Origin of the sequence: Mycobacterium sp. 852013-51886_SCH5428379 (assembly GCF_001665575.1) — a bacterium.
Classification (GTDB): Bacteria; Actinomycetota; Actinomycetes; order Mycobacteriales; family Mycobacteriaceae; genus Mycobacterium.
Map to the genome: position 1 here is coordinate 244,633 of NZ_LZSU01000036.1, position 23,334 is coordinate 267,966.

Here is a 23,334-nt window from a genome sequence, read left to right on the forward strand (position 1 = left end):
GCGTCTCCTGCGTCACGTCGATCAGAGTGCTGCCTCACGTCGCGTGAGGGTCAAGCTCGACGATATTCGTGCGGCGACGAGCGCGGCCAGCATCGCCGCCACACACCACAGGCCGTCCTCCTTGAGCCCCCAGTTGACCGAGACCAGGGTGGCGGCCCCGGCCACGCACAGCAGGGTGCCGACGAGCGCGCTACGCCCGCCGGGTCCGGTCACCGCGCCACCGTCCCAGTAGGGCAGCGGCGAGTTCTCCAGCGGTCGTAGCGCGATGAACGCGGCGCCGACCAGCACCACCATGATCACCACCTGAACGATGGACAGCACGATGAAACCCGTTGCGGCCGGGTCGAACCGCGGGAAGCCGAGATAGTCGAACGTCAGGTGCATCCCGAGCAGCACCGGCATATGCCAGAGGTAGAGCGTCATCGCGCCTGAGTTGCCGATCGCGGTCAGCCACCAGACCCGCGGCCGCCGAGCCCACCGGGAAATGGCGGGGGCGGCGGCAATCGCCAAGGCGCACAACATGATCGCGTGGCCGGCCAGCAGTAACGACGGCGGCGACATGTTCTTGAGCTGCTGGGTCTCCACACCGACGAGGCTGAGCTCGTAGGGGCCCAGCCACATCAGCACGACGTTGACCGCGAACATGGCGGCCCCGAGCGTGACGCCCGCCCGGGGGCGCAGCAGCCCGCGGCGGTACGCCACGCCGAGCAGACCGGGCAGCAGCCACACCACGGTGTTCACATACCCGAGCGCCGAGAAGCTCTCGACGTTGAGCCGGATGACGTCGACCGTCGCGATGACGCCGTACGTCACCGCCATCGCGGCGATCAGCCGGCCGGTCGTGTGCACCCTGCTCAGCAGCGGCACCGCGGCGAGCACCAGCACGTACGCGCCGAGAAACCACAGTGTCGGTCGAAGGCACTAATGTCCGCTACATGCGAACGGCCATCTATCTGCGGCAGTCTCTCGACAAGGCCGGTCTTGAGCTGGGCATAGACCGCCAGCGGGAGGACTGCTTGGCGCTGTGTGAGGCGCGGCGGTGGTCCCACCCGGTCGAGTACATGGAGAACAACACCAGCGCGACCCGTGGCATCCGCACGGAGTATCAGCGGATGCTCACGGACATCGCTGAGGGCCGCATCAGCGCAATCGTCGCGTGGCACCCTGACCGGCTGTACCGCAAGCTGCGGGATCTCCTGCCGCTGATCGAGCTGTGCAACGAACGTGGCGTGACCATCGCGACCGTCGAGTCGGGCGACCTCGATCTGTCGACCGACTCGGGGCGACTCGTCGCGAAGATCCTCGGTGCCGTCAGTGAAGGTGAAGGGGAGCGCCGTACCGCACGGCAGAAGCGGGCCATGCGGCAGCTCGCCGCGAACGGCAAGGGGTGGGGACACCGCAGCTTCGGCTACGTCTACGACCACGTGGACCCACGACTGGACCCGGCCGAGGCTGAGGCCGTGCGCCAGGGCTACGCCGACCTACTACGGGGAGCAACCCTGTACCGGATCGCGAAGCAGTGGAACGAAGCGGGACTGAGGACGACGCAGAGCGGCAACCTGTTCGACTCCACGTCTGTCGGCCGCGTGCTCCGCAGCCCGCGCAACGCCGGTCTCCGGGCCTACAAGGGCGACGTGGTTGGCCCGGGTGACTGGCCTGCCATCGTGGACCGGGCGACGTGGGAGGCGGCGTGCGTCGTCATGTCGGGCAAGGGTCGGCAGTGGGGCGCTGACCGGGCACGGGTACAGCTCCTCGGCGGGCTGCTGGTGTGCGGCGAATGCGGCAAGGGCCTGGGTACCGGCAGGCGCGAAAACGGCGGGCCGAGGATCTACAAGTGCAAGACCATGGGCTGTTACAAGGTGAACCGCAAGGTGGACGAGCTGGACGCCTGGGTGTCTGAGCTGATGGTGCAGACGCTGAGCCGCCGCCAGTGGGCGCGTCCCGACACCGGCGAAGACGTTTCGGTGTTGCAGGCTCAGGCTGACGTGATCCGGGCACGAATGGATTCCCTCGCAATAGAGTTCGCGGTGGGTGAACTGACGGCCAGCCAGTTGCGGGCAGCCACCGAGACGATGAAAGCCAGCCTTGCAGAGGTGGAGGAGAAGATCGCGGCGAGCGTGCACCGCCACGCAGTGCAGGATGTTCTGTCCTACGCAGACCTGAGTGCCGAGTGGGACAGCCTGGAGGTGGACCGCAAGCGCATGCTCATTCAGACGCTCACAACTCGCATCACGGTCAACCGGCTCGGGAAGGGCGGCAAGTCCTTCCCGGTGGGCACCGGTATTGAGGTGGAGTGGCGAAGCGCCTGACGGTCCCCCTGTAACCTCCCTCCGCTGCGTGGGAACATGTCTCTCAGCTAATACTCGATGCTCTGTCGAGCGATTGCGTGAGACAATGGACATACGGGTGATTGACTCTCCCGGTTCGCTATTCACCGATCCCGCCATGGCGCATCTACCAGCCTGCGGATGGAGCAGCAATTGAGCACACCACTACGTGGCGACCGGCTACTGAGCCTGGACGAGATCGCCGTGGCAATCGACCGCACCCGCCACACGGTGCGCTGGATGCGGCAAAACCAGCGCGGCCCTCGAACCTTCCTACACCGCGGCCGGATCGTGGCTTACGAGTCAGAGGTACGTGACTGGCTGCGTGCCGAGGAAGCCCGTACAGCACGGGCCGGTGTCCGTTGAGCGTCGACAAGTTCGCGTACATTAAGGCTCTACGCGGAGCCAAGATGACCCTCGCGGAGCGATGTGTACTACTCGCAGTCTGGGACTACTCGAACGCTGACGGCACCAACGCCTACGCGGGTGTCCAGCGGATCGCCGAAGATGTCGGCATCAACGAACGCACCGTGCGACGTGCCCTGCAGGCGCTATGTGCGGCCGGGTGGCTGCGCAAGGAATCGACCGGTGGCCGGTCCGGTGACGGTGCGCGGTGGGCGTCCGTCTACTCGCTGACCGTCCCGTCTCAACCGGACATTGACGACACTCAACCGGACACTCGCGACACTCAACCGGACATTGACGACATGTCAACCGGGCCTCAGACCCTCCCACCAGAGCCTCTACCAAATCCTCTTACACCAGATCCAGATACATCAGATCCCGTCGCGGGCGATCCTGCGCCACCCGCCGTCGTCGGCCGGTTCCCGCACCACGACAAGCGGGACGGCTACCAGGACGGCTGCCAACGCTGCGAGTGGGACGGGCGCGTATGCACCGACCACTACCGATCAGATTTCGGGATCGCGGACTACGCAGCACAGGTGCTCACTGGCGCGAGTCGGTGACCACATCTCCCTGTATCCCCCGATCCAGGCCCTATAGGATTGGACATAAACAATTGCGGCAGAACGGGATTGACAAGACATGAGCCAGACCACCGTCACCCACGGATACCCGCGCACCACATGCCCGTTGTGCGCCAAGGATGTTGCCCGCGACCCCGCTAAGGGAACCTACTTCCAGCACGGGCCACGGCAGCGCCGCTGCCCGGCATCCCGGCTCACCGAGGACCAGGCCCGCGCCTTCCGGCCCGAAGGAACCCCGCAGCTTCGCTGCGACTACGTGAGCTTCCTCAAGCGACAGTTCGAGATCGGCGACGCCGCGCCGGTAGCCAAGTGGTTGGGCTTGACCTACGTGCCGACGACCGCACCGTCCGGCATGACCGCCGAACAGGGGCTCGCCTTCCTCGTCGCCGACGCCCGCGACTGGATCATGCGCGTGTACAAGCGGCTGTACGGCACACCCAACGTGTGGGAGTGGTCGCCGTGACCGCACCGGCCGTCTGGGCGACCGGCAGCGCCTCGATTCTGCAGATGCGCCACCGCTGGGTCACGATCCGCTGCCCGTTCCAGTGCAAGGCCGGGATTCACATCCACACCCGTGAGTCCCTCGGTTCCACGGCCGTTCTAGCTGGCTGCCACGTCCCACACCGCCCGCGCACCTACTCCATCCCCGAACCCGCACCACGGAAGAGGCACCCATGACCGGCTACATCAAGCCGTCCGACTACGCAGCCAGCCCGCGCAGCACCGACCCCGCCGTCCTGCTGCGCGAAGAGCGAATCCGCTCGCGATACCTGCGCGAGCAGCTCGACGCCGCCGACAACGAGATCGCCGCCCGCGAGCGCCTGGTGAACCAGATGTACGCCGAGGCCGCCGCGTCCGCCCAGCCCGCTACTCCTGGTCCGTCTCGTTAACCGCCTCGGCCACCATCTGCAACACCTGCGAACGTGGCAACCCGGCCGCCTCAAACATCTGGATGAGGCGTGAGGACAAGTGGACGAACCCGTCGAACAGACCCTGCACTCCGCCTGGCTCACTGACGTATTCGCTGGCGATCTGTGAGGCGAGGGCAGTGCCCTCCTCCTCCGCGAAGTAGGCGGTCATCACCGCGATTGCACGGCGCGTGTTCTCCGCTCTCGCTGCCTTGTCGTACATGAACGGAGTATCGCAGTGGGAAGCCTGTTCCGTCCGTGCATCGAATGCGGCGACCTCATCGGCTCAGGGTCGCGATGCCCTGACTGCCGGCTCCCCAGCCCCTCGAAACCCTCTGCAGCGAAGCGCGGCTATCCCGCATGGTGGCGGCGTCTTAGCAAGGCCGCGACGACGGCGCAGGGCTTCTGCAGCACGTGCCTCACCACCGGCACACCGCGCAACCCGCTAACCCTCGACCACGGCCCAGAAGCGTGGGCGCTCATCCAAGCAGGCAGGCGACTCACCCTCAAAGACGTTGCAGCAGGACGCCTCTCAGTCCAGTGCATGAGCTGTAACAACAAGCTCGGAGCAGCACGCGGCGAGAACGTCACCCGCACCGTCTAGACGCGCCCCTGACGCAACGAGAGTCATCTTCTCGCCCCTGACTGCGCCCGACGCCTAAACGTGCGCTCACGGGCCGCGCAGGGACCAGCAAAGCGATGCGGGGACGGGCCCCAAGTGATCTGGACCGAGACCCAGACGGGCAAAGCGCAGGGTCGATTACTTTCTGCAGGAGGGCAGATTAGCTCTTGTAGCGTTGAATCAACTTCTCGTCGCCATCGTCCATGCTGGCGACGATTCCGATCCACTTCTCGAAAGACAGGAGTGCAGAATCGATCTGTCGCTGCAGCCTGCTTCGACTTGCGTTTAGTTTCCGGCTAGCCTGCTCTACCTCTTCGGTGTCTACCTGATCGCGGCTGTATGCCTTCTTGAGTCGGTCGGCGTACCACTTCACGTTTTCAAGATCGCTGGGAACCATGTAAGCCGCTGTACGGATGTCTGTAAGCCAGCTTGAGGTCGGGGACGTTAGCCCCTCCGTTCCTAGCGTTTCGATTTGCTCCTCTAACGTGACGAAAATACCAAGCACGTCATCAGGTGGGGGGTCGCCAGAATCCAACGCCTGTTTCAACCTCTTGAGTTCACCCTGAGCATCGAGCAACAGCCTACGCAGTCGTTCCCTTAGCTGACGCTGTCGCTCTTGCGCGGGCTTAGCTCGCTCCTGCTCCGCCTTGGCCGCATCTTGCTTTCTCGCCTGCCACGTGTTGAAGGCGCCGAGACCAAGACTCCCGAGACCCGCAAGCCCACCGATTTGCGTAACCGTTTCCCACCACCCCACCCGAGGAAGTCTCTCATGCCTGCCGGGCCAAAACGGGCATCCGACCCCAGTCCGCTTCCATTCAATTCCGACTTGATTGGTGCTGAGCGGTTCGCGGCATGGGCCCATCAATTTCTGACCGTCCCGAAGGGGCGCGGCGCAGGCGAGCAGATGCGTATTCGCCCCTGGCAGGTCGAGATGCTGCGGCCGTTTCTTGACCCTGTTCCGCGTCCGGTTATCGGCGCAATCATGGGGCCTCGCGGGCTAGGTAAGACGGGGATCTTCGCGGCCTTGGGGCTGTACGAATTGTTTGAAGGTCCACAGGGAAATGAGATCCCAATCGTGGCTGTCGATGAGCGAATGGCGATGCGGCTGCTGTCGCCCGCCGCGCAAATGGTCGCGCTCAACCCCGCACTGGCGAATCGGGCCCAGGTGTTTCGCGATCACATCGATGTGCCGGGTAAGCGGTCCAGCCTGATGGCCCTTCCCGCTGAGGCGAAGCGCATCGAGGGTCTGGGAACGTGGAGCATCGCCCTGGCCGACGAGATCGGCGAGATTGATCCGGACACCTGGACGACGCTGCTCCTGGGTGCAGGCAAGCTCGACGCGGCCATGGTGCTGGGTATCGGCACCCCGCCGAACCGGGACCAGTCGGTTCTGACCGATCTGCGCAGCCAGCACTTGGCGAATCCCGACGCTCCGACGCTGGCGTTCGTTGAGTTCAGTGCTGCAGGGTTCGAGCACCATGACGCCGCGTGCGTGCATTGCCTTGAGTTGGCCAATCCGCAACTGGACGATCTGCTGGACCGGCACCGGGCTACGGCGTTGCTAGCTCAGGTGGGCGAGGCCGAGTACAGGCGAAAGCGCCTCTGTCAGGTGGTCACCAGTAACGAGCACCCATTTGTGAACCCCTCGACTTGGGAGGGTCTGAGTACCGTCGAACCGATCCCCGAGGGTGTGGATGTGGTGATTGGTCTGGACGGCGCGTTCGGTGGCCGCGATTCCGACGCCTGCGCCCTGATCATCGGCACCGTCAGTGCAACACCACATTTCGATGTGCTCGCCTGCTACGAGAACCCCGGAGATCCGAACTGGCGCGTGGACCTGCTGCAGGTGGAGCGGGACATCAGGGACGCCGCGAAGCGATACAACGTGCGCGAAGTGGTCGCCGACCCCTTCCGCCTTGGCCGCACCCTGCAGGTGCTGCAGGCCGAAGGCCTGACCGTCAGTGAGTTCCCGTGGTCCCCGTCGCGTCTCACCAAGGTGACCACCGCGTTGCACGGTGCCGTTCTGTCCGGCGAGTTCACCCACTCCGGGCACGAGACGCTGACCCGCCACGCCCTGGCCGCCCAGGTCATCGACGCCAACGGCGGCCTACGCATCGGCAAGACCTCCCGCAAACGCAGCGCCGGGAAGATCGACTGTTTGGCCGCGCTGCTGATGGCTTGGAGCAGAGCCACTTGGTTGGCCAACAACACCCGCAAGCGACGTTCCCGAGTGATTGGAATCTGACCCCCTTGTCCGCCGACCTACTGACCGACCTGCTCCACTCACTGAACGCCCCACAGGGAACGTTCACCGAACTTGAGCGATACGCCACCGGAACCCAGCCGCTAGCCTTTATCAGCCCCCAGAGCCGAAAGGCATTGGGGGACCGCCTGACCCGCATCGCCAGCAACATCCCAGCCCTATCGGTCGACTCGATTGTGGAGCGGCTTCGCATCGTCGGCTTCTCCGACGCCCGCGCCTGGGAGGCATTCACTGCGGCTGATCTCGACCAGAAGGCAGCCGACGCCATGCGGGCCGCACTGCTCTACGGCACCGGCTACGTCCTGGTGTGGGGCAAGGACGGCAAGCCCGTTGCCTCCGTCGAGTCGCCCCGTCAGTGCGCCGTGATCCGCGACCCGGCAGACCGCAGCGTCCTCGCCGGGGTCAAGCGGTACAGCGACGACCGAGCGAAGACCACACATGCCTGGGTGTATCTACCCGACCGGGTGGAGCACTGGGTGGCTGACACACAGGGCGCAGCCGTCGCAGGCTTCCGCATCGCCGAGACGCTCGATAACCCGCTGGGCGTGGTGCCCCTGGTGCCGGTGGACAACGGTGCCTCGGAGATCCGCGACGTGATGCCGCTGGTCGATGCGCTCAACAAGCTGCTGGCCGACATGATGGTGGCCTCCGAGGCCGCTGGTAAGCCGCGTCGGTGGATTTCCGGGCTTGAGCTTGTAGAGCGAGCCCGTCTCGACCGGGACGGCAATCCGATCCTGGACGGCAACGGCGAACCGATCATTGACACCGTCTCGCCCATCGATGACGTGAACGTGGTGCAGACCTTGATCAGCGAGAACCCGGACACGAAGTTTGGGCAGCTCTCCGCGTCGGACCTGTCAGGTTTCCGGGAGGGCGTGCAGGTGATCATTTCCCAGCTATCGGCTGTCAGTTCGCTTCCCGCGCATTACCTTTCGCCATTGACGGCTGCGCAGGTGCCTAGCGCGGATGGCCTGAGGGCTGCCGAGGCATCGCTGACCGCCCGCTGCGAACAGAAGCAACTCGCGTTCGGGCGTGCCTTCGAACAGGTCGGCCGTCTGCTGATTGCCGTCGAGACCGGTCTCGATCCGGCTGCGATCCCGCTTCGCGTGAAGTGGGCTTCCGCTGCGACCCGCTCCGAGGCCCAGGAGGCCGACGCCGCCGTGAAGCTCTTCCAGTCCGGACTGCTGTCCCGACGTGCCACCCTGGCCCGGATCGGCATGAGCCAGGACGAGATCGACGCAGAACTGGCTGCCATCGACCGCGACGCGCAGGTCGGCCAGGACATCAAGTTCGGGCGCTTCATGGCCGACATGACAGACCGCTGAGAGGACACGACACAATGAGCGATACAAAGGCCGGCCCAGCGGCCACGGAGGCCGACGAAACCGACCCTGTTGGGGTCACCACACCGGACACCAATCCCGATGCGGCAGCGGGCGACTCATTCCCGCGTGAGTATGTCGAGACGCTGCGCCGGGAGTCCGCCGGTCACCGTGACAAGGCCCGCACCGCCGAGGCCCGCGCCGACGAACTGGCCCGCGCCCTGTTCACGGCCCGCGTCGCCGCCCTCGGCATGGTCGAGAACCCCGCCGAGATTGCGTATGACGCCGACCTCCTGGACGACGCCGACGCCCTCAGCGCCGCCATCGAAGCCGCGATCACCGAACGTCCCTACATCAAGGCCCGCCGGGTCACCGGCAGTGTCGGACAAGGCGCTCAGGGGGGACGAGACACAGGCCCGCGAGACTTCTCGTCGCTTTTCAGCTAACTCGCGGTACCATTAGGGAGACTAACGACCTGGTGTCAACGTCGCCCTTGAGCCTGGCGCTCACCTCTCACGCCCCGGCGGCGTAATCCAAAACTGTTGACACACAAGGACATTGATTATGGCTGTACTCAACCAGAACCTCCCACAGGCTTGGACCCCCGAGGACTACGGCACCCTCATCGATCTCGTCATCGCTGAGCAGTCCATCGCCTTCCAGGCCGCCACCAAGATCTCCACCACCTCGGAGACCTGGCGCACCCCAATGCACACCGCCGACCCTGCCGTCGCGTGGTACGGCGAGAACACCACCATCGCCCTGGCTGACCCATCCGCCAGTGAGCTGGTTGTAACCCCGAAGAAGGTCGCCGGTCGCACCCAGATCTCCAACGAGGCCGCGCAGGACACCAACCCTGCCGCCGCCGAGAACACCGGCCGCTCCCTTGCCCGCTCGGTCGCCAAGGGCATCGACAAGGCGTTCTTCGCCAACACGACTAGCGGCGGGCCATCCGGCCTGCTGTCGCTCACGGGCATCAACGTGGTCGACACCGGCACTTACACGCTGACCTCGCGTGACGCGTTCATCAAGGCGAAGTACGCCGCCCGTGCCGATGGTGCCGAGCTGACCCACTTCATCCTGGCGCTCGATGTTGCCGAGGCCCTGGAGCTGGCGAAGGAGAACGGCGAGTCCAACAAGCCGCTGTTCGATGACATCGCCACCCTGGCCGGTGTCACGGTGCTGGTGAGCCCGGACATCGCCCCCGGCAACGCGTGGGGCCTGGACAGCTCGCAGGTGTTCACCGTGCAGCGCACCGGCACCACCATCGTCAAGGACGCGTCGGCCGCGTTCGCCGAGGACGCCGTCCAGGTCCGTGCGACCGCCCGTGTCGGGTTCGGGTTCGCCAACCCTGCCGGTGTCGTTCGCCTGCACGACGCGGCCTGACCATGCCAACCCCGACTCCAACCGAGTTGGGCGACTTCCTGGGTAGGGCAGTGTCTGCGGAGCAGGCGGGCGCTGTCCTCCGGGTGGCCACCGCGCAGGTTCGCGCCTACGTTCGCGGTGGCCCCGGCTGGGTGCCCAACGACGAACTGGCATCGGTCATCCTCGGACTCGCGGCCCGCCTGGTCTCCCACCCGCGCATGATCGCGATGGACGAGACCGAGGGACCGTCAAGCGCCAGCTACCGGTCATCGCCGGGATCGTTCACGGTCTCCGAACTCTTCACGTTGAACCGGCACAGGCAGCGTGCTCTGTGAGGGTCACCGTCTACCGCGCCCCGGCCCGTAACGCCCACGGCGATCCTGTCGACCAGGACGGCCACCCCATCCGTGTCGGCGGGAACGGCACCAACGTCGGCGACATCGACGGCGCGATCCTCGGCGGGCAGTCCGTCGAACGGGTCTCCACCCGAGGGGACGTTGTCTCCACCGAGGGTTTGATCGGGGTGCCGGTCGCCGCCATCGCCCTGGAGATCGGCGACACCCTCATCGCCGAGGACGGCACCCGCCTCAAGGTGTCCGGCCCTGCCCTGTGGGGCCGACCTCATTCCCTGACCGGTGCCCCGGCCCGGTACCGCTGGCACCAGGTCGGCGCACTCCACAACTGAATGCTTGCCATCCGTTCCAGGACAGGGATGCGGGTGGCACCAAACATGCTGCCGAGGTATCTGGCGATGACTCGGCAGTACGCCACCGGCCTGCGTGGATTCAGGCGCGGGGGCATCGAGACGGCCTCTCTTCCCGTCCCGTCAGCAGCCCCACCTTCGGGTGGGGCTGCTTTCGTTTCAGTGTCCAAGCACTGATGTGGACTGATCCGGTCTAGGGCGTCCAAAGATGTTGTGGTGCGTGCTGATTCACGCGAGTGGGTCTACGGTTCTGCGCTGTGACCACACTCGCAGAAGCCCGCCGACTCGGGCTGATCACCGTCCGCACCCGCCCACTAGACCCGGAGAACACCCCGGTACTGACCGCCCAGCAGCGAGCCGAGTGGGAAGCGGTCAAGGCGTTGCCGTTCGGCTGACCGTCCCCGGCGGGCGGCCAAGTATTCTGGACAAGTTCAATCCGACTCTTTCCGAAGAAGGAACCGCCCGCATGCCCCAGGACCGCAAACCGCTCAAGATCGTCAAGGCCGAACCCTACTTCGAGCGCGGACAGCGGGCGGGGACGAAAGCCGGAGAAAAGTACAACGTGCGGTTCGACCTGAGTCGGGACCTCACGGTGTATGAGGTGAACCTCATCAACGTGTCTGCCGTTGACCGGCCGCTTGGCATCGGCGCGACCGGCGACAGCTTGCCGGACAACGTGATGATGGCCTGGAGGACAACCATCGAAGAGGTAGCCGAGGCTCGGGATGAGATCAAGGCATTCCTCGAAGAGATCGAGTCCAGGGGTCTGGCAGCCGAGAGAGAAGCCGAGGAGAAGGCCGACCGCGAGACCGCTGACCGGGACACCGAGGAGGCGCGGCGCAAGGCCGTTGCGGACTCCATCAACTGGGACTGACCACCCCACCACCCACGCGCCAGGACCCTGCCCGAACACGACCGGGCGGGGTCCTGTTCCACATCAGGGCCCTAAACCTGACCCCAGGAACCACAGCAGCTGCACCGAGATTCCCGCGATCGGTTCGTACACGTGCACGGGCACCATGAACCGCAACGCCGTCAGCGCCACGCCCCAGAACGCGAGGTAGTAGAACACCGGCCGGTAGAGGCGGGTGCAGCGGCGCAGTAGCCAGCCGCCCCAGCTCAGGCCCGGCCGCCACGAGTCGAGGCAGGCGGCGACTCCGGCGAAGAAGAACAGCGGCATGATCTGGAAGATCCAGGTCAGCGCCTGGAACGCCGGCACCTCCGCGAGGAGGTTGTCCCAGATGAACACGTCGTCGCGCAGGGTGCTGGTCGCCATCAGCGTGTGGCCGAGCACCACCGCCAGCAGTGCGGTGATGCGGATGACGTCGATGGCGCGGTCGCGGCCGGCCGGTGTGCCGGCCGTGACCTCGGCCGGGCTGGGGAACATGCGGGTCGCAGGTGGCATGGCCGCAACGCTAGGGAGGCGCGGCACCCACCGTCTTGAGTAGAAACCCCTCTACTGCACGGCCACCGGCGCGTCGGCGATCTTGACCAGGGAGACCTGCGGACGGGCGGGCACCTCGTCGACGAGGAACCAGCGGAAGGCGAGGTTGCCGCTCGGATAGTCCATCGTCGTGATCGCGTTCGGGTGGGCGGTCAGATTCTTGGAAAGCACCACGGTCACCGATCCGTCGGCGTTCGGGACCGCACTGTGCCCGTTGACCGACGTCCGGGCGTCGGTCACGCACGGACCGGCCATGAACGGGTTCCACACCACCAGGTTCCAGAACCGGCATGACGGCGGCCGGTGGGTGATCACCAGGGCTTCGTCGTCGGCGAGGACGAAGCTGCCGTAGGAATAGCATGCGTCTCGCGCCGACCAGCCGAAGTTCGCATCGGGTACCTGGTACGGGTCGGCGAATTCATTTGCCGCATGAGCGATCTCGTGACCCAATGATTGAGTGTCGGCGCGCACGCCGATGGTCAGCGGCAGGATGGCGAACATCGTGCGCATCCATGCCGCGCTCGCGCGCAGCCCGGCGGCGGTCTCGGCGTCACCGTGGCGGATCGGATCGGGTTCGTCGAGCGCCTCGATCCGCCACTCGACGGGGCGGCCGGTCAGTGGATCGGCCTGGTAGTCGCGCGTCATCAGCACCGCGGCTCCTGGCAGCGGCCCCAGATCGAAGGTGAACTCTCCGTCCTGGTCCACCGTCAGGTCGTCGTCGCGGATGACGGCGACGATGCGGTCCGACCAGGCGCCGGGCGACGGTTCGTTGTAGGCGGTCACCGAGAAGTAGACGCTGTCGCCGCGGTTGCCGCTGATGCGGTAGCGGCGGTTCTCGTCGACCGGGCACATGAAGTAGTAGGCGTCGGTGTTGTCACCGCCCCAGCGGCGGTCGCGGCGGAACGGGGTGTTCACGGCGACGAAGACGGGGCGGCTGCGTTCGGCGAACAGGTAGGTGTCGAAGGCGACGCCGAGTGTGGTGGCCAGCATGCGGTAGCCATCGGCGATGTGGCGGTCGTCGGTGACGGCGCGGTCCCCCTCCAAAAAGGAGCTGTCGAGCCTGCCGAGGGTGTCGAGCAGTTCACGCCATGCGGCCGTGGATTCATGCGTCATGCCGAGATGCCTTTCGTGATCAGGGTGGAGGTGCGGTCGATCCAGGTGTCGTCGAGGCCGTCACCGCGGGTCAGCAGTGCGAGCAGGGTGATGCCGGCCAGCGCCTCGGTGAGGTCGGCAGGTGTCACCCCCGGTCGGACCTCACCGCGTTCGGCGGCGCGGGTCAGCCGGTCGGCCAGTCCGCGGCCCAGGATGTCGTGGAAGCGCGCCAGAAGTGCCGCGTGCAGGGTGAGGTCGGTAGCCATCTCCGCGACCAGTCCGGGCAGCGCCGCCCTGGCCGCCGGGGTCGTCAGCACCGCGACGGTGCGACGCAGCATCTCCTGCACGTCGCCGGTCAGTGATCCGGTGTCGGGGAGGTCGGTGCTCGCATCGATCGGGAACACGGCCTCGTGCACGAGGTGCGCCTTGCTGGGCCAGCGCCGGTAGATGGCGGGCTTGCTGGTGTGTGCACGCCGGGCGATCGCCTCGACGGTGAGGTCGGCGTATCCGGTGCCGGTCAGCAGTTCAACCGCGGCGGACAGCACCGCGGCGTCGATTCGTCGATCGCGGGGCCGCCCGAAGTCCGTCGCCATTACGGAACTCAGAGTAACATAAGTCGCTGTGACCGACGCCACAGCCGCCGTCGTGACGCTCGACGACCTCGCGGCACCCCGCTTCAGCCCCGATGCCGACCGGATCCGCGACATGATGGCCACGTTGGCGCCGGACTGTCCGCTCGACTCCGACGTCCTGCACGCCAAAGCGCGCGCCGAGACCGGGCTCGACGACTTCGGCGCCGACGACTACCGCGAGCGGCTCGACGTCTATCTCGCCGCGCTGCGGGAGATCGACGGCCTGGAACCGGCCGGCGTCGTCAACTTCCACGCCCAGCTACTGCAGCTGCTGAAGAACCGGTTGCTGCTCACCGATCTGCTGACGCGCCACCCCGAGATCCACGACATCGAGCTGACGGCGCCCGTGGTGATCGCGGGGCTGCCGCGGACGGGCACCACCCACCTGCACAATCTGCTGGGCGCCCCGCCGACCTTCCGCACGCTGCCCTACTGGGAGAGCGTCGAACCGTACCCGCTTGCGGCCGAGGCCGGTGTCGAACCCGACCCGCGGCGCACCCGGATGGACATGGCCGTCACCATGATGGATCTGGTGATGCCGCACTTCCGGCTGATGCACGAGATGACCACCGATCACGTGCACGAAGAGATCCAGCTGCTGGCCAACGACTTCTCCACCATGTTCTTCGAGACGTTGGCCGACGTGCCGCGCTGGCGCGACCACTATCTGTGCCACGAGCAGAGCCCGCACTACGCGCATCTGGCCGTGCAGCTCAAGGCGCTGCAGTTTCTGCGCGGCGGACGACGGTGGCTGCTCAAATCACCGCAGCACCTCGAGCAGATCCCGGTGCTGGCGAAAACCTTTCCCGACGCCGTGGTGGTGTTCACCCACCGCGACCCGGTTCCGGTCGCACTGTCGATGATCGCGATGATCACGTACTCGGCTCGCATGCACCGCAGCCCCGTCCCGGTCGAGCACATCGCCGCCTACTGGATCGACCGTCTCGAGCGGATGCTCGGCCGCCTGGTCGCCGACCGCGAGGCCGTCGGCCCGCACCGCTCCACCGACGTACGGTTCGACGACTTCATGGCCGACGAACTCGGCGTCGCGCAGCGGATCTACGATCTCGCCGGCGAACCGCTGACCGACGAGTGCCGGTCGGTCATGTCCGACTATCTCGCCGGTCATCATCGCGGCCGTCTCGGCCGGGTCGCCACGTCGTGTGAGATGTTCGGTCTCGACGAAGCCGAGCTGCGAACCCGGTTCGCGCCCTACGCGGCCCGATTCCTGGAGTGACCGCGCCCCCGGATCAGGATCGCGGCCAGACAGATCGCCGCGAGCACCGCGACGGCGATCGCGAAACACACCCCGGCGGTCTGTAAACCGAACGTCTGGGCGGCCAGACCCTCACCGATCACCGGCAGCGAGATCGCCACGTAGGCGACCACGAAGTAGGTGGAGCTGACCTCAGCGCGCCTCTCGGGCGGCGTGCGTTCGGAGACGGCGGCCAGCCCGCGGCTGAAACTCATCCCTTGACCGATACCGGCGATCACGGCCGCGGCGATCAGACCCGGTAACGACGAGAACTGCAGCGCCACAGCCAGAACCGTCATCCCGGCCACCAGGATCGCGCACCCGACGGCGACCGCGCGCGGCGGCGGAATGCGGTTGGCGGCCACCTGGGTGACCGCCGAAGCCGCGAAGATGGTGCAGACGACCGCGCCCGCCACCGCGTGGTGGCCGATGCCGAGCACCTCCTCCAGGAACGACGGCGCCACCGCGGTGAACAGGCCGGTGACGGCGAAGCCGGCGAACGCGGCGAGCCCGGCGATCACGAACACCGAGCGCGCCTCGGCCGGCACCGACAGCCTTTGCAACCCGATCCGGCCACTGCGCGGTGACGTCTCCGGGACGACGAGCACTGCGATACCGGCCAGCGCGGCCATCGCGATGTGGACGGCGAACACCAGATGCAGAGGCTGCGGCGCGTACTGCACCAGGATGCCGGCGAGCAGCGGGCCTGCGCCCAGTCCACCGATGTTGGCGACCGTTGCCACCGCCGTCGCTCGGGAGCGCCAATGCTGCGGGGCGGCCTCGATGATCGCAGCCGTCCCCGTCCCGGTGAACAGGCCGGCCGACAGCCCGGACAGCACCCGGGCGACCACCAAGGCCCCCACCGAGTCGGCGACGAGGAAGACGACCGCGCTGGCGATCGCGGACACGACCCCGGCCAACAGCATCGGCCGTCGCCCGACGGCGTCCGACCAGCGACCGAAGACCAACAGGGCGGCCAGCACACCGCCGGCGTAGGCGGCGTAGATGATCGTCGTGGTGAGGACCGCGAAGTCCATCCGGTCGGCGTAGAGCGCATAGAGCGGAGTGGGCACGGTGGTACCGAGCATGATCACCGCGAACGCGTACGCCAGCAGGGCGAAGGCGTATCGGCTCACGGGACGCGGCACGGCATCCGACGGTAGGGGATGGGCGAGGAGAAGCCCGCGGCGAGTCGGTGTCACTGGTGATGTAACACCGGCAGATCGCCGCGGGCTTCCCCGCTGGTCACGTCCGGGTCAGTGCGAGACGGCTTTCTCCGAACCCACCCCGGTCAGCGACCGCACCTCCATCTCGGCGGCGATCGTCGGGTCCTCGTCATCCGGCGAGGTCAGCGTGCCGACGATGCCCAGGATGAACGCCAGCGGGATCGACACGATGCCCGGGTTGGCCAGCGGGAACCACGCGAAGTCGACGCCCTTGATCATCGAGGTCGCCGTACCGGACACCGCGGGGGAGAACACGATCAGCACGATCGTCGAGATCAATCCGCCGTACATGCTCCACAGCGCACCGCGGGTGTTGAACCGCCGCCAGTACAGCGAGTACAGGATGGTCGGCAGATTCGCCGCAGCGGCCACCGCGAAGGCCAGTGCCACCAGGAATGCGACGTTCTGTTCGCGGGCCAGGATGCCCAGTCCGATCGCCAGCGTGCCCAGCACCACCGCCGTGATCCGCGAGATCCGGACCTGCTGTGCCTCGGAGACGTTGTCGTTCTTCAGCACACTGGCGTAGATGTCGTGGGCGAACGACGCCGACGCGGTGATCGTCAGCCCGGCGACCACGGCGAGGATCGTCGCGAACGCCACCGCGGAGATGACGCCGAGCAGGATCACCCCGCCGAGCTCGAAGGCGAGCAGCGGTGCCGCGGAGTTCACCCCGCCGGGCGCGTCCAGAATGCGGTCCGGGCCGACCAGGGCGGCGGCACCGTAACCCAGCGCCAGCGTGAACAGGTAGAAGGCGCCGATCAGCGCGATCGCCCAGACCACGCTGCGACGGGCCTCTTTGGCCGTCGGCACGGTGTAGAAGCGCATGAGTACGTGGGGCAGGCCCGCGGTGCCGAGCACCAGGGCCAGCGCCAGCGAGATGAAGTTGATCTGCGTGGTCAACGACGCGCCGTACTGGGCGCCGGGGGCGAGTACGTCACGGGCCGCGACCTTCGCATCGGTGCTGCCGCTGACCATCGACTGCGCGGTGCCCAGGATTTCGGAGAAGTTGAAGCCGAACTTCGCCAGCACCATCAACGTCATGATGCCCGCGCCGCCGATCAGCAGCACCGCCTTGATGATCTGCACCCACGTGGTGCCCTTCATCCCGCCGACGAGCACATACACGATCATCAACACGCCGACGACCGCGATCACGATCGACTGTCCGAGACCGCTCTCGATGTTGAGCAGCAACGCGACCAGGACACCGGCACCGGCCATCTGGGCCAGCAGGTAGAACAGCGACACCGCGAGGGTGTTGGTGGCTGCGGCCAACCGCACCGGGCGCTGTTTGAGCCGGAAGCTGAGCACGTCGGCCATGGTGAATTTGCCGGTGTTGCGCAGCAATTCGGCCACCAGGAGCAGCGCGACCAGCCAGGCGACGAGGAAGCCGATCGAGTAGAGGAAGCCGTCGTAGCCGTAGACCGCGATGGCGCCGGCGATGCCGAGGAAGCTCGCGGCTGACAGATAATCACCGCTGATCGCGATCCCGTTCTGCGGGCCGGTGAAAGCTCTTCCGGCGGTGAAGAATTCGGTGGCAGTGGCGTTCTTCTTGCTCGCCTTGATGACGATGAACAGGGTCACCAGAACGAACAGCCCGAAGATCGAGATGTTCGCGACGGGGTTGCCGACGGTCTCGGCGGCCAGCGTGGTCACGGTGCGTGTCCTTCCAGTTCCTCGCGCAGTGCGGTGGCGCGCGGGTCGATCACCCTGTTGGCGTAGCGGACGTAGATGCCGGTGATGAGGAACGTGGTGACGAACTGCCCGATACCGATCAGCAGACCGACGTTGATGTTGCCCCAGACCTGGATCGCCATGAAGTCATGGGCGAACGCGCCGAGCAGCACGTAGGAGGCGTACCAGATGAGGAAGGCTGCGCTCATCGGAAAGACGAAGCGGCGCAACCTATGTCGTAGATCCTGGAATTCAGGGCTGGCCTGCATGGCCAGATACTGCTCCCCGGTGGGCATATGTGCCTCGCGCGGTGGAAGCTCCGTTTCGGACACCGTGACTCCTGACCTCGTCGTGTGCAGCGGTTCTCGGTTGAAACTAATTGAGACGCACGTCACATACCCGCTTCTTCGTGGGGTCACACGGCGAAGACAGGTAGCGCTGCGGTGAGCGGTCGATGACCGGCGACGAACGGTGAGCGCTCATCCCCTCGGCATGCGCTCGACGCCGAGACCCAGACGTTCCGGCACGTGCATGCGGGCGAAGACGCTGGCGACGTCGGGCGGCGCGCTGCGCCGGGTGAGCAGGCTGGCGCCGATCATCGTCGCGAAAGCGATCGGCACCGTGACCGCGGCGGGGTAGCCGATCATCATCGCGGGCCATCCGCCGAGCGCGCCTTCGTCGACCACGCCGGTGATCGCCAGGGTGACCGCTGCTGCGGAGGCGGCGCCGCCGACGATGAGACCGCACGCTGCGCCCGCGGCGGTCAGTCCGCGCCACCAGATCCCGAGCACCAGCAGCGGGCACAGCGTGGACGCCGCGACCGCGAACGCCAGGCCGACGCTGCGGGACAGCTCGAGCCCGGAGATCGCCAGCGACAACGGAATCGGGATCAGACCGCCGATCACCGCGGCCAGCCGGAAGTCCCGGATCCGTCCGCGCAGCACGTCGGTGGCCAGCGCTCCCGCGATGCTCACCAGCAACCCCGACGACGTCGCGAGGAAGGCGGCGATCGCCCCGGCGGCCACCAGCGCGGCCAGCAGCTGACCGATCGGACCGCCGATCGCAGCACCGGGCGCCAACAACACGGCGGCGTCGGCGGTTCCGGTGACCAGCACCTGCGGGACGTAGAGCCGGGAGAACACCCCGAGCAGGGTGGGGAAGAGATAGAACAGCGCGAGCAGCGCGATGACCGCCAGCGCGGTTCGCCGGGCCGCCCGGCCGTCGCGGTTGGTGTAGAAGCGCACGAGCACGTGCGGCAGCCCCATGGTCCCCAGGAACGTCGCGACGATGATCGACATCACCTGATACAGCGGGTGTCCGCCGCCTAGCCCGCCGCCCGAGGCGATCCAATCACCGCCGGCTGCGGGGGTGCCGGCGAGCACCGGGGTGGACGCGCCGCCTGCCAGCGTCATGGTGCTGCCCGCGGTGAGGTGGTGGTCGCCGGCGGCGGTCAGGGGCGCGGCGGTCACGTCGGCGCCGTCGAGGTTCCCGGTGACGGTGATGCCGTCGGGTCGGACCACCTGCACGACGACGTCGGTGTCGATGGTGACCGTGGTCTGCCGCTGGACGGTGGGCGGCAGCGTGCCGCCGAGTTCGCCACGGTCGGCGGAGAACAGCCCCACCAGCGCGAGTGCAGGGACGGCGACGGCGGTCAGCTTGAGCCAGTACTGGAAGGCCTGGACGAACGTGATCGACCGCATTCCGCCTGCGACGACGTTGGCGATCACGATGACGCCGACCAGTACGGGGCCGACCCACACCGGCATCCCGAGCAGCGTTTTCAGCGCCAGACCCGCACCCTGGTACTGCGGTACCAGATAAACCACGCAGATCACGACGACGACCACCATCGCCACCTTGCGCAACCGCGGTGAGCCGAGCCGGAACTCCGCGAAGTCGGGCACGGTGTAGGCACCCGACCGCCGCAGCGGCGCCGCGACGAACAGCAGCAGTCCCAGATAGCCGGCGGTGAAGCCGACCGGGTACCACAACGCGTCGGCCCCGTATTTGGCGATCAGGCCGGCGACCCCGAGAAACGATGCCGCGGAGAGGTATTCGCCGGAGATCGCGGCGGCGTTCCACTGCGGTCCGACGGTCCTGGAGGCGACGAGGAAGTCCGATGTCGTGCGGGAGAACCGCACGCCGTACGCGCCGATCACCACCGTCGCCACGGCGGCCGCCAACAGCGCAGCGGCGGTCAGCGGTGAGCCGGTCACGGTTCGCCGTCGACGACGCGGACGAAGTCGCGTTCGGCCTGCTCGGCCAGCCGCACATAGAGCCGCCCGGCGCCGTAGAGCAGGGGGTAGACGAGCAGAGCGAGGATCAGCCAATTCAGCCGCACCCCGAACACGGTCAGCGCACCGAGGCCCGGGAACGCCGCGTAGAGCAGCGGAATCGCCCCCACAGCAGCGACGATGACGACGGTCAGCCGCAGCGCGAGTCCGAGCTGCGCGCGGACCAGGCCGCGTACCAGCGCGTCGCCCACCTGGGTCTGCTCCTGTACCTCGACCCGGGTGCGCACCATCCGCGCGCCGCGGCGGTGGGCGAGCACGATCCGTTCCCGCTGCGGGCGTTCGGGTTCACTCATCGGCGCCGGTGGGTTTGAGGTGGCGCATCGGATCGCGCACCAGGCGGTCGCGCAGTTCGCGGGCCTGCCGGCGGCTCACGGGCAGTTCGACGGCGGGTGAGGCGCCGTTGGCGCGCAGCCGCACCAGCACCGCACCGTCGCACGTGCGCAAACCCGTCACCGTGCGCAGCGACACCAGATAGGACCGGTGGATGCGCTGAAAGCCGTGGTCGCGCCAGCGGGTCTCCAAGGCGCTCAACGGTATCCGCACCAGATGGGCACCCGACGCGGAGTGCAGCCTGGCGTAGTCGCCCTCCGCTTCGACCCAGCTGATGGAGTCGCGTGGCACCAACTGGGTGATGCCGCCGAGTTCGGCGGGGATCACGTCGGATTCAGCGTCGTCGGGTGTCTGCGGTTCGGCCACCCGGGCGGCGCTCACCCGTCGCACGGCCTCGTCGAGGCGGTCCTGACGGATCGGCTTGAGCAGATAGTCCACCGCACCCACGTCGAAGGCGGCCACGGCCTTGTCGTCGTGGGCGGTCACGAACACCACCGCGGGGCGGTGCGCGAAGTTGGCCAGGGTGGCCGCCAGTTCGAGGCCGGACAGTCCGGGCATGTTGATGTCGAGGAAGATCGCGTCGACAGTATGGCGGTTGAGTTCTCGCAGCGCGGCCGTCGCGTCGCCGGCCTGGATCACCTCGCCGACGGCGGGATGGCGATCCAGCAGATAGGCCAACTCGTCCAGCGCCGGGGCCTCGTCGTCCACGGCCAGCACCGTGAGCCTCACTCGAACGCACCTCCGCTGGCCCGCACGCCCGACCGGAACTTCGGCACCCGCATGACAACGCGCGTGCCCGCGCCGATCGCGGTCTCGACCACCAGACCGTAGTCGTTGCCGAAAGCGGCGCGCAGGCGATGGTCGACATTGGTCAGTCCGACGTGGGCACCGGTGTCATTCGGGTCGCCCGGCCCGGCGCGCAACGCCTCCGGATCCATGCCGACGCCGTCGTCCTCGACGGTGATGACGCAGTCGGAGCCCTCGTCACGGGCGACGATCTCGACCGAGCCGCCACCGCGGCCCGCGAAGCCGTGTCGGACGGCGTTCTCGACCAGCGGCTGCAGCGCGAGGAACGGCACCACGACGTTGAGTACCTCCGGGGCGACCTGCAGGCGCACGGTCAGCGAGGTGCCGAAGCGGGCCCGTTCGAGCGTCAGATAGCGGTCGATGTTGCGCAGCTCCTCGGCCAGCGTCGTGTATTGCCCGGCGGTGCGGAACGAATAGCGGGTGAAGTCGGCGAACTCGAGGATGAGTTCGCGGGCCCGGTCGGGGTCGGTGCGGACGAACGAGGCGATCGTGTTGAGCGCGTTGTAGACGAAGTGCGGGCTGATCTGGGCGCGCAGTGCCAGCACCTCGGCCCGGTCGAGCCGGGCCCGGGAGGCGTCGAGTTCGGCGAGCTCGAGTTGGCTTGCGGCGTACCGGGCCACCTCCCCGATGGCGCCGAGCATGCCGGGGCCGGGATCGCGGGTGGTGACGACGGTGAGCACACCGAGCAGATCTCCGTTGTCGGCCTGCAGTGGTTGGGCGATCGCCGACGATCCGGCGGTCTTCTTGAGCACGCGGCGTTCGCCGGCGATCGACTCTTGCGCGGCGCCCGCGGCGAACTCCGAGACCGACGGCCGCCAGACGGCGTCGTCACGGGGGTCGTGGGCGAGCAGGCGCCCGTCGGCGTCGAAGAGCGCGACGCCCTCGGTGCCGGTCAGGTTGCGCAGGAACGGGGCCGCTGATTCGGCGGAGTCGGCGTCGAGTCCGCGGCGCAGGGCTCGCGCGGCCAGTGACGCGGTGTGCAGGGCGGTATGGACGGCGCGTTCGGTGGGTGTGGCGACGACGCGGCGGGTGCGCACGACGACCACCGCGGCGGCCACCGCTGCGCAGATCAGCACCGCCGCCAGGATTATCGCCAGCTCGCCCGACATCTCACCTCGTCGTTTCGGGTCACTTTAAACTGGCGCCGTGGCGAAACTGCAGCTTGTTCAGGATCCAGCGGCCGACGCGCTGCTGGAGGCCAACCCGTTCGCTCTTCTGGTGGGGATGCTGCTCGATCAGCAGATCCCGATGGAAGTCGCGTTCGGCGGGCCCAAGAAGATCGCCGACCGGATGGGCGGGGTCGACGCCCGCGAGATCGCCGACCACGATCCCGACGCGTTCGCCGAACTGTGTGCGACGACGCCTGCCGTGCACCGGTTTCCGGGGTCGATGGCCAAGCGCATCCAGACGCTGGCGCAGACGATCGTCGACCAGTACGGCGGTGATGCCGCAGCGCTGTGGACCGCGGGCGATCCCGACGGCCGCGAGGTGTTGCGGCGGCTCAAGGCGCTGCCCGGATTCGGTGAGCAGAAGGCCAAGATCTTCCTCGCCCTGCTCGGCAAGCAGTACGGCGTGACCCCCACGGGATGGCGGGAAGCGGCCGGGGATTACGGGCAGGCCGGGTCCTACCGATCGGTGGCCGATGTGACCGACGCCGGCTCGCTGGACAAGGTCCGGGCGTACAAGAAGCAGATGAAGGCCGCTGCGAAGGCGGCGAAGTTGTGAGAGCGCGTTGACATTGCGGCGAGATCGTGAATTTCCGCGAAATGACGATCTCACTGCAAAGTCAGCGCGAGGGGATCGGCAATCCTGCTGGCTCACATGCCCTTCGGTGCATATGGTGAGGACATGAAGACACATCTGAACTGTCCGTGCGGCGAGGCGATCACCGGCAAGGACGAGGAGGACCTCGTCGAGAAGGCCCAGGCACATCTGTCCGAGGTGCACCCCGGCCGCGAGTACGACCGCGACGCCATCCTGTTCATGGCCTACTAGGCCAAGCCGTCTCGCCGAGTTCTACACCAGGGCGGTGCCGATCACGGTTCGACGACCCCGACGTAGAAGTCGACGCCAACGACGAA

27 protein-coding genes and 2 pseudogenes are annotated in these 23,334 nt (G+C 67.1%); 16 read left to right on the forward strand and 13 right to left on the reverse strand.

Annotation, left to right across the window (positions count from 1 at the left end; genetic code table 11):
- Positions 1–21 precede the first annotated feature (21 nt).
- Positions 22–906: pseudogene (locus A5757_RS15905) on the reverse strand (acyltransferase); the annotation flags it as partial.
- Positions 907–935: 29 nt separating this feature from the next.
- On the opposite strand from A5757_RS15905, the gene A5757_RS15910 reads away from it, so the two are divergent.
- The 5 genes from A5757_RS15910 (at position 936) to A5757_RS15920 (ending at position 4,206) form a co-directional block, all read left to right on the forward strand.
- Complete coding sequence (locus A5757_RS15910; RefSeq protein ID WP_066835767.1) at positions 936–2,309, forward strand: recombinase family protein; 1,374 nt, start codon at positions 936–938, stop codon at positions 2,307–2,309.
- A 159-nt stretch (positions 2,310–2,468) separates the two neighbouring features.
- The gene (locus tag A5757_RS23230) at positions 2,469–2,693 is read left to right on the forward strand and encodes a DNA-binding protein (RefSeq protein ID WP_156618437.1); all 225 of its coding nucleotides are present in this window, start codon (positions 2,469–2,471) and stop codon (positions 2,691–2,693) included.
- Between the two features lie 44 nt (positions 2,694–2,737).
- Complete coding sequence (locus A5757_RS24035; protein WP_369815959.1) at positions 2,738–3,295, forward strand: helix-turn-helix domain-containing protein; 558 nt, start codon at positions 2,738–2,740, stop codon at positions 3,293–3,295.
- Between the two features lie 79 nt (positions 3,296–3,374).
- Positions 3,375–3,779 (forward strand): hypothetical protein, encoded by a 405-nt coding sequence (locus tag A5757_RS22860; protein WP_082929488.1) that lies wholly within the window; start codon positions 3,375–3,377, stop codon positions 3,777–3,779.
- Positions 3,780–3,990: 211 nt separating this feature from the next.
- On the forward strand, positions 3,991–4,206 hold the full coding sequence (locus tag A5757_RS15920; RefSeq protein WP_066835769.1) for a hypothetical protein: 216 nt from the start codon (positions 3,991–3,993) through the stop codon (positions 4,204–4,206).
- On the opposite strand, the gene A5757_RS15925 is transcribed toward A5757_RS15920, so the two are convergent.
- Both A5757_RS15925 and A5757_RS15930 read right to left on the reverse strand, forming a co-directional pair.
- Positions 4,184–4,447 carry a hypothetical protein gene (locus A5757_RS15925; RefSeq protein ID WP_066835771.1) on the reverse strand — a complete coding sequence of 88 codons (264 nt, stop codon included), beginning with the start codon at positions 4,445–4,447 and terminating at the stop codon, positions 4,184–4,186. The two genes, A5757_RS15920 and A5757_RS15925, sit on opposite strands and share 23 nt — an antisense overlap.
- Before the next feature lie 559 nt (positions 4,448–5,006).
- Positions 5,007–5,600, reverse strand: coding sequence for a hypothetical protein (locus A5757_RS15930; protein WP_066835773.1), 594 nt, complete (start codon positions 5,598–5,600; stop codon positions 5,007–5,009).
- 15 nt (positions 5,601–5,615) lie between these two features.
- On the opposite strand from A5757_RS15930, the gene A5757_RS15935 reads away from it, so the two are divergent.
- From A5757_RS15935 to A5757_RS15965, 8 genes are all read left to right on the forward strand, one after another.
- On the forward strand, positions 5,616–7,091 hold the full coding sequence (locus A5757_RS15935) for a terminase (RefSeq protein ID WP_066835775.1): 1,476 nt from the start codon (positions 5,616–5,618) through the stop codon (positions 7,089–7,091).
- A gap of 5 nt (positions 7,092–7,096) precedes the next feature.
- Entirely contained in the window at positions 7,097–8,434 is a 1,338-nt protein-coding gene (locus A5757_RS15940; protein WP_066835777.1) for a phage portal protein, read from the forward strand.
- 14 nt (positions 8,435–8,448) lie between these two features.
- Entirely contained in the window at positions 8,449–8,877 is a 429-nt protein-coding gene (locus A5757_RS15945) for a hypothetical protein (RefSeq protein ID WP_066835779.1), read from the forward strand.
- 118 nt (positions 8,878–8,995) lie between these two features.
- Positions 8,996–9,817, forward strand: a complete 822-nt coding sequence (locus A5757_RS15950; protein ID WP_066835781.1) for a phage major capsid protein — start codon at positions 8,996–8,998, stop codon at positions 9,815–9,817.
- Positions 9,818–9,867: 50 nt separating this feature from the next.
- On the forward strand, positions 9,868–10,131 hold the full coding sequence (locus A5757_RS15955) for a hypothetical protein (protein WP_231984010.1): 264 nt from the start codon (positions 9,868–9,870) through the stop codon (positions 10,129–10,131).
- Positions 10,128–10,481: a hypothetical protein gene (locus A5757_RS15960; protein ID WP_066835785.1), complete on the forward strand. Its 354-nt coding sequence runs from the start codon at positions 10,128–10,130 to the stop codon at positions 10,479–10,481. Before A5757_RS15955 ends, A5757_RS15960 begins: the two co-directional genes overlap by 4 nt.
- Before the next feature lie 275 nt (positions 10,482–10,756).
- On the forward strand, positions 10,757–10,894 hold the full coding sequence (locus A5757_RS23235; RefSeq protein WP_156618439.1) for a hypothetical protein: 138 nt from the start codon (positions 10,757–10,759) through the stop codon (positions 10,892–10,894).
- A 71-nt stretch (positions 10,895–10,965) separates the two neighbouring features.
- The gene (locus A5757_RS15965) at positions 10,966–11,373 is read left to right on the forward strand and encodes a hypothetical protein (protein ID WP_066835787.1); all 408 of its coding nucleotides are present in this window, start codon (positions 10,966–10,968) and stop codon (positions 11,371–11,373) included.
- Positions 11,374–11,451: 78 nt separating this feature from the next.
- Here the strand turns inward: A5757_RS15965 and A5757_RS15970 are convergent.
- From A5757_RS15970 to A5757_RS15980, 3 genes and pseudogenes are all read right to left on the reverse strand, one after another.
- Positions 11,452–11,904 (reverse strand): annotated as a pseudogene (locus A5757_RS15970) (acyltransferase family protein); the annotation flags it as partial.
- A gap of 51 nt (positions 11,905–11,955) precedes the next feature.
- Positions 11,956–13,056, reverse strand: coding sequence for a DUF1214 domain-containing protein (locus tag A5757_RS15975; protein ID WP_066835789.1), 1,101 nt, complete (start codon positions 13,054–13,056; stop codon positions 11,956–11,958).
- Positions 13,053–13,628 carry a TetR/AcrR family transcriptional regulator gene (locus tag A5757_RS15980; RefSeq protein ID WP_066835791.1) on the reverse strand — a complete coding sequence of 192 codons (576 nt, stop codon included), beginning with the start codon at positions 13,626–13,628 and terminating at the stop codon, positions 13,053–13,055. The genes A5757_RS15975 and A5757_RS15980 overlap by 4 nt, the downstream gene beginning before the upstream one ends.
- A 112-nt stretch (positions 13,629–13,740) precedes the next feature.
- Here A5757_RS15980 and A5757_RS15985 point away from each other — a divergent pair, with 112 nt between their 5' ends.
- Positions 13,741–14,904: a sulfotransferase gene (locus A5757_RS15985; protein ID WP_082929501.1), complete on the forward strand. Its 1,164-nt coding sequence runs from the start codon at positions 13,741–13,743 to the stop codon at positions 14,902–14,904.
- Here A5757_RS15985 and A5757_RS15990 read toward each other — a convergent pair.
- The 7 genes from A5757_RS15990 to A5757_RS16020 all read right to left on the reverse strand — a co-directional run bounded on the left by A5757_RS15990 (position 14,880) and on the right by A5757_RS16020 (position 22,362).
- Complete coding sequence (locus A5757_RS15990; protein ID WP_255360374.1) at positions 14,880–16,070, reverse strand: MFS transporter; 1,191 nt, start codon at positions 16,068–16,070, stop codon at positions 14,880–14,882. The two genes, A5757_RS15985 and A5757_RS15990, sit on opposite strands and share 25 nt — an antisense overlap.
- Positions 16,071–16,178: 108 nt before the next feature.
- A complete protein-coding gene (locus A5757_RS15995) occupies positions 16,179–17,804 on the reverse strand; it encodes a cation acetate symporter (RefSeq protein ID WP_066835798.1) in 1,626 nt (541 codons plus the stop codon).
- Positions 17,801–18,154 (reverse strand): DUF485 domain-containing protein, encoded by a 354-nt coding sequence (locus A5757_RS16000; RefSeq protein ID WP_156618441.1) that lies wholly within the window; start codon positions 18,152–18,154, stop codon positions 17,801–17,803. Before A5757_RS16000 ends, A5757_RS15995 begins: the two co-directional genes overlap by 4 nt.
- 147 nt (positions 18,155–18,301) lie before the next feature.
- A complete protein-coding gene (locus tag A5757_RS16005) occupies positions 18,302–20,038 on the reverse strand; it encodes a cation acetate symporter (RefSeq protein WP_066835802.1) in 1,737 nt (578 codons plus the stop codon).
- Positions 20,035–20,409, reverse strand: coding sequence for a hypothetical protein (locus A5757_RS16010; RefSeq protein WP_066835804.1), 375 nt, complete (start codon positions 20,407–20,409; stop codon positions 20,035–20,037). The genes A5757_RS16005 and A5757_RS16010 overlap by 4 nt, the downstream gene beginning before the upstream one ends.
- Entirely contained in the window at positions 20,402–21,175 is a 774-nt protein-coding gene (locus A5757_RS16015; RefSeq protein WP_066835805.1) for a LytTR family DNA-binding domain-containing protein, read from the reverse strand. The genes A5757_RS16010 and A5757_RS16015 overlap by 8 nt, the downstream gene beginning before the upstream one ends.
- Positions 21,172–22,362 carry a sensor histidine kinase gene (locus A5757_RS16020; protein WP_066835807.1) on the reverse strand — a complete coding sequence of 397 codons (1,191 nt, stop codon included), beginning with the start codon at positions 22,360–22,362 and terminating at the stop codon, positions 21,172–21,174. The genes A5757_RS16015 and A5757_RS16020 overlap by 4 nt, the downstream gene beginning before the upstream one ends.
- A 37-nt stretch (positions 22,363–22,399) precedes the next feature.
- Here A5757_RS16020 and A5757_RS16025 point away from each other — a divergent pair, with 37 nt between their 5' ends.
- Together A5757_RS16025 and A5757_RS16030 are read left to right on the forward strand one after the other, a co-directional pair.
- A complete protein-coding gene (locus A5757_RS16025; RefSeq protein ID WP_066835809.1) occupies positions 22,400–22,978 on the forward strand; it encodes an HhH-GPD-type base excision DNA repair protein in 579 nt (192 codons plus the stop codon).
- A gap of 123 nt (positions 22,979–23,101) precedes the next feature.
- Entirely contained in the window at positions 23,102–23,248 is a 147-nt protein-coding gene (locus tag A5757_RS16030; RefSeq protein WP_066835917.1) for a DUF1059 domain-containing protein, read from the forward strand.
- The last annotated feature ends 86 nt before the right edge of the window (positions 23,249–23,334 follow it).

What these genes read in the sequence shown, in the direction of transcription:
- A5757_RS15950 (WP_066835781.1), top strand. Translation starts at nt 8,996, where the DNA reads ATGGCTGTACTCAACCAGAACCTCCCACAGGCTTGGACCCCCGAGGAC.
- A5757_RS15925 (WP_066835771.1), bottom strand. Translation starts at nt 4,447, where the DNA reads ATGTACGACAAGGCAGCGAGAGCGGAGAACACGCGCCGTGCAATCGCG.
- A5757_RS15980 (WP_066835791.1), bottom strand. Translation starts at nt 13,628, where the DNA reads ATGGCGACGGACTTCGGGCGGCCCCGCGATCGACGAATCGACGCCGCG.
- A5757_RS16030 (WP_066835917.1), top strand. Translation starts at nt 23,102, where the DNA reads ATGAAGACACATCTGAACTGTCCGTGCGGCGAGGCGATCACCGGCAAG.
- A5757_RS23230 (WP_156618437.1), top strand. Translation starts at nt 2,469, where the DNA reads ATGGAGCAGCAATTGAGCACACCACTACGTGGCGACCGGCTACTGAGC.
- A5757_RS15935 (WP_066835775.1), top strand. Translation starts at nt 5,616, where the DNA reads ATGCCTGCCGGGCCAAAACGGGCATCCGACCCCAGTCCGCTTCCATTC.
- A5757_RS15985 (WP_082929501.1), top strand. Translation starts at nt 13,741, where the DNA reads ATGATGGCCACGTTGGCGCCGGACTGTCCGCTCGACTCCGACGTCCTG.
- A5757_RS15965 (WP_066835787.1), top strand. Translation starts at nt 10,966, where the DNA reads ATGCCCCAGGACCGCAAACCGCTCAAGATCGTCAAGGCCGAACCCTAC.
- A5757_RS15945 (WP_066835779.1), top strand. Translation starts at nt 8,449, where the DNA reads ATGAGCGATACAAAGGCCGGCCCAGCGGCCACGGAGGCCGACGAAACC.
- A5757_RS15920 (WP_066835769.1), top strand. Translation starts at nt 3,991, where the DNA reads ATGACCGGCTACATCAAGCCGTCCGACTACGCAGCCAGCCCGCGCAGC.
- A5757_RS22860 (WP_082929488.1), top strand. Translation starts at nt 3,375, where the DNA reads ATGAGCCAGACCACCGTCACCCACGGATACCCGCGCACCACATGCCCG.
- A5757_RS16010 (WP_066835804.1), bottom strand. Translation starts at nt 20,409, where the DNA reads ATGAGTGAACCCGAACGCCCGCAGCGGGAACGGATCGTGCTCGCCCAC.
- A5757_RS15975 (WP_066835789.1), bottom strand. Translation starts at nt 13,056, where the DNA reads ATGACGCATGAATCCACGGCCGCATGGCGTGAACTGCTCGACACCCTC.
- A5757_RS15910 (WP_066835767.1), top strand. Translation starts at nt 936, where the DNA reads ATGCGAACGGCCATCTATCTGCGGCAGTCTCTCGACAAGGCCGGTCTT.
- A5757_RS24035 (WP_369815959.1), top strand. Translation starts at nt 2,738, where the DNA reads ATGACCCTCGCGGAGCGATGTGTACTACTCGCAGTCTGGGACTACTCG.
- A5757_RS16020 (WP_066835807.1), bottom strand. Translation starts at nt 22,362, where the DNA reads ATGTCGGGCGAGCTGGCGATAATCCTGGCGGCGGTGCTGATCTGCGCA.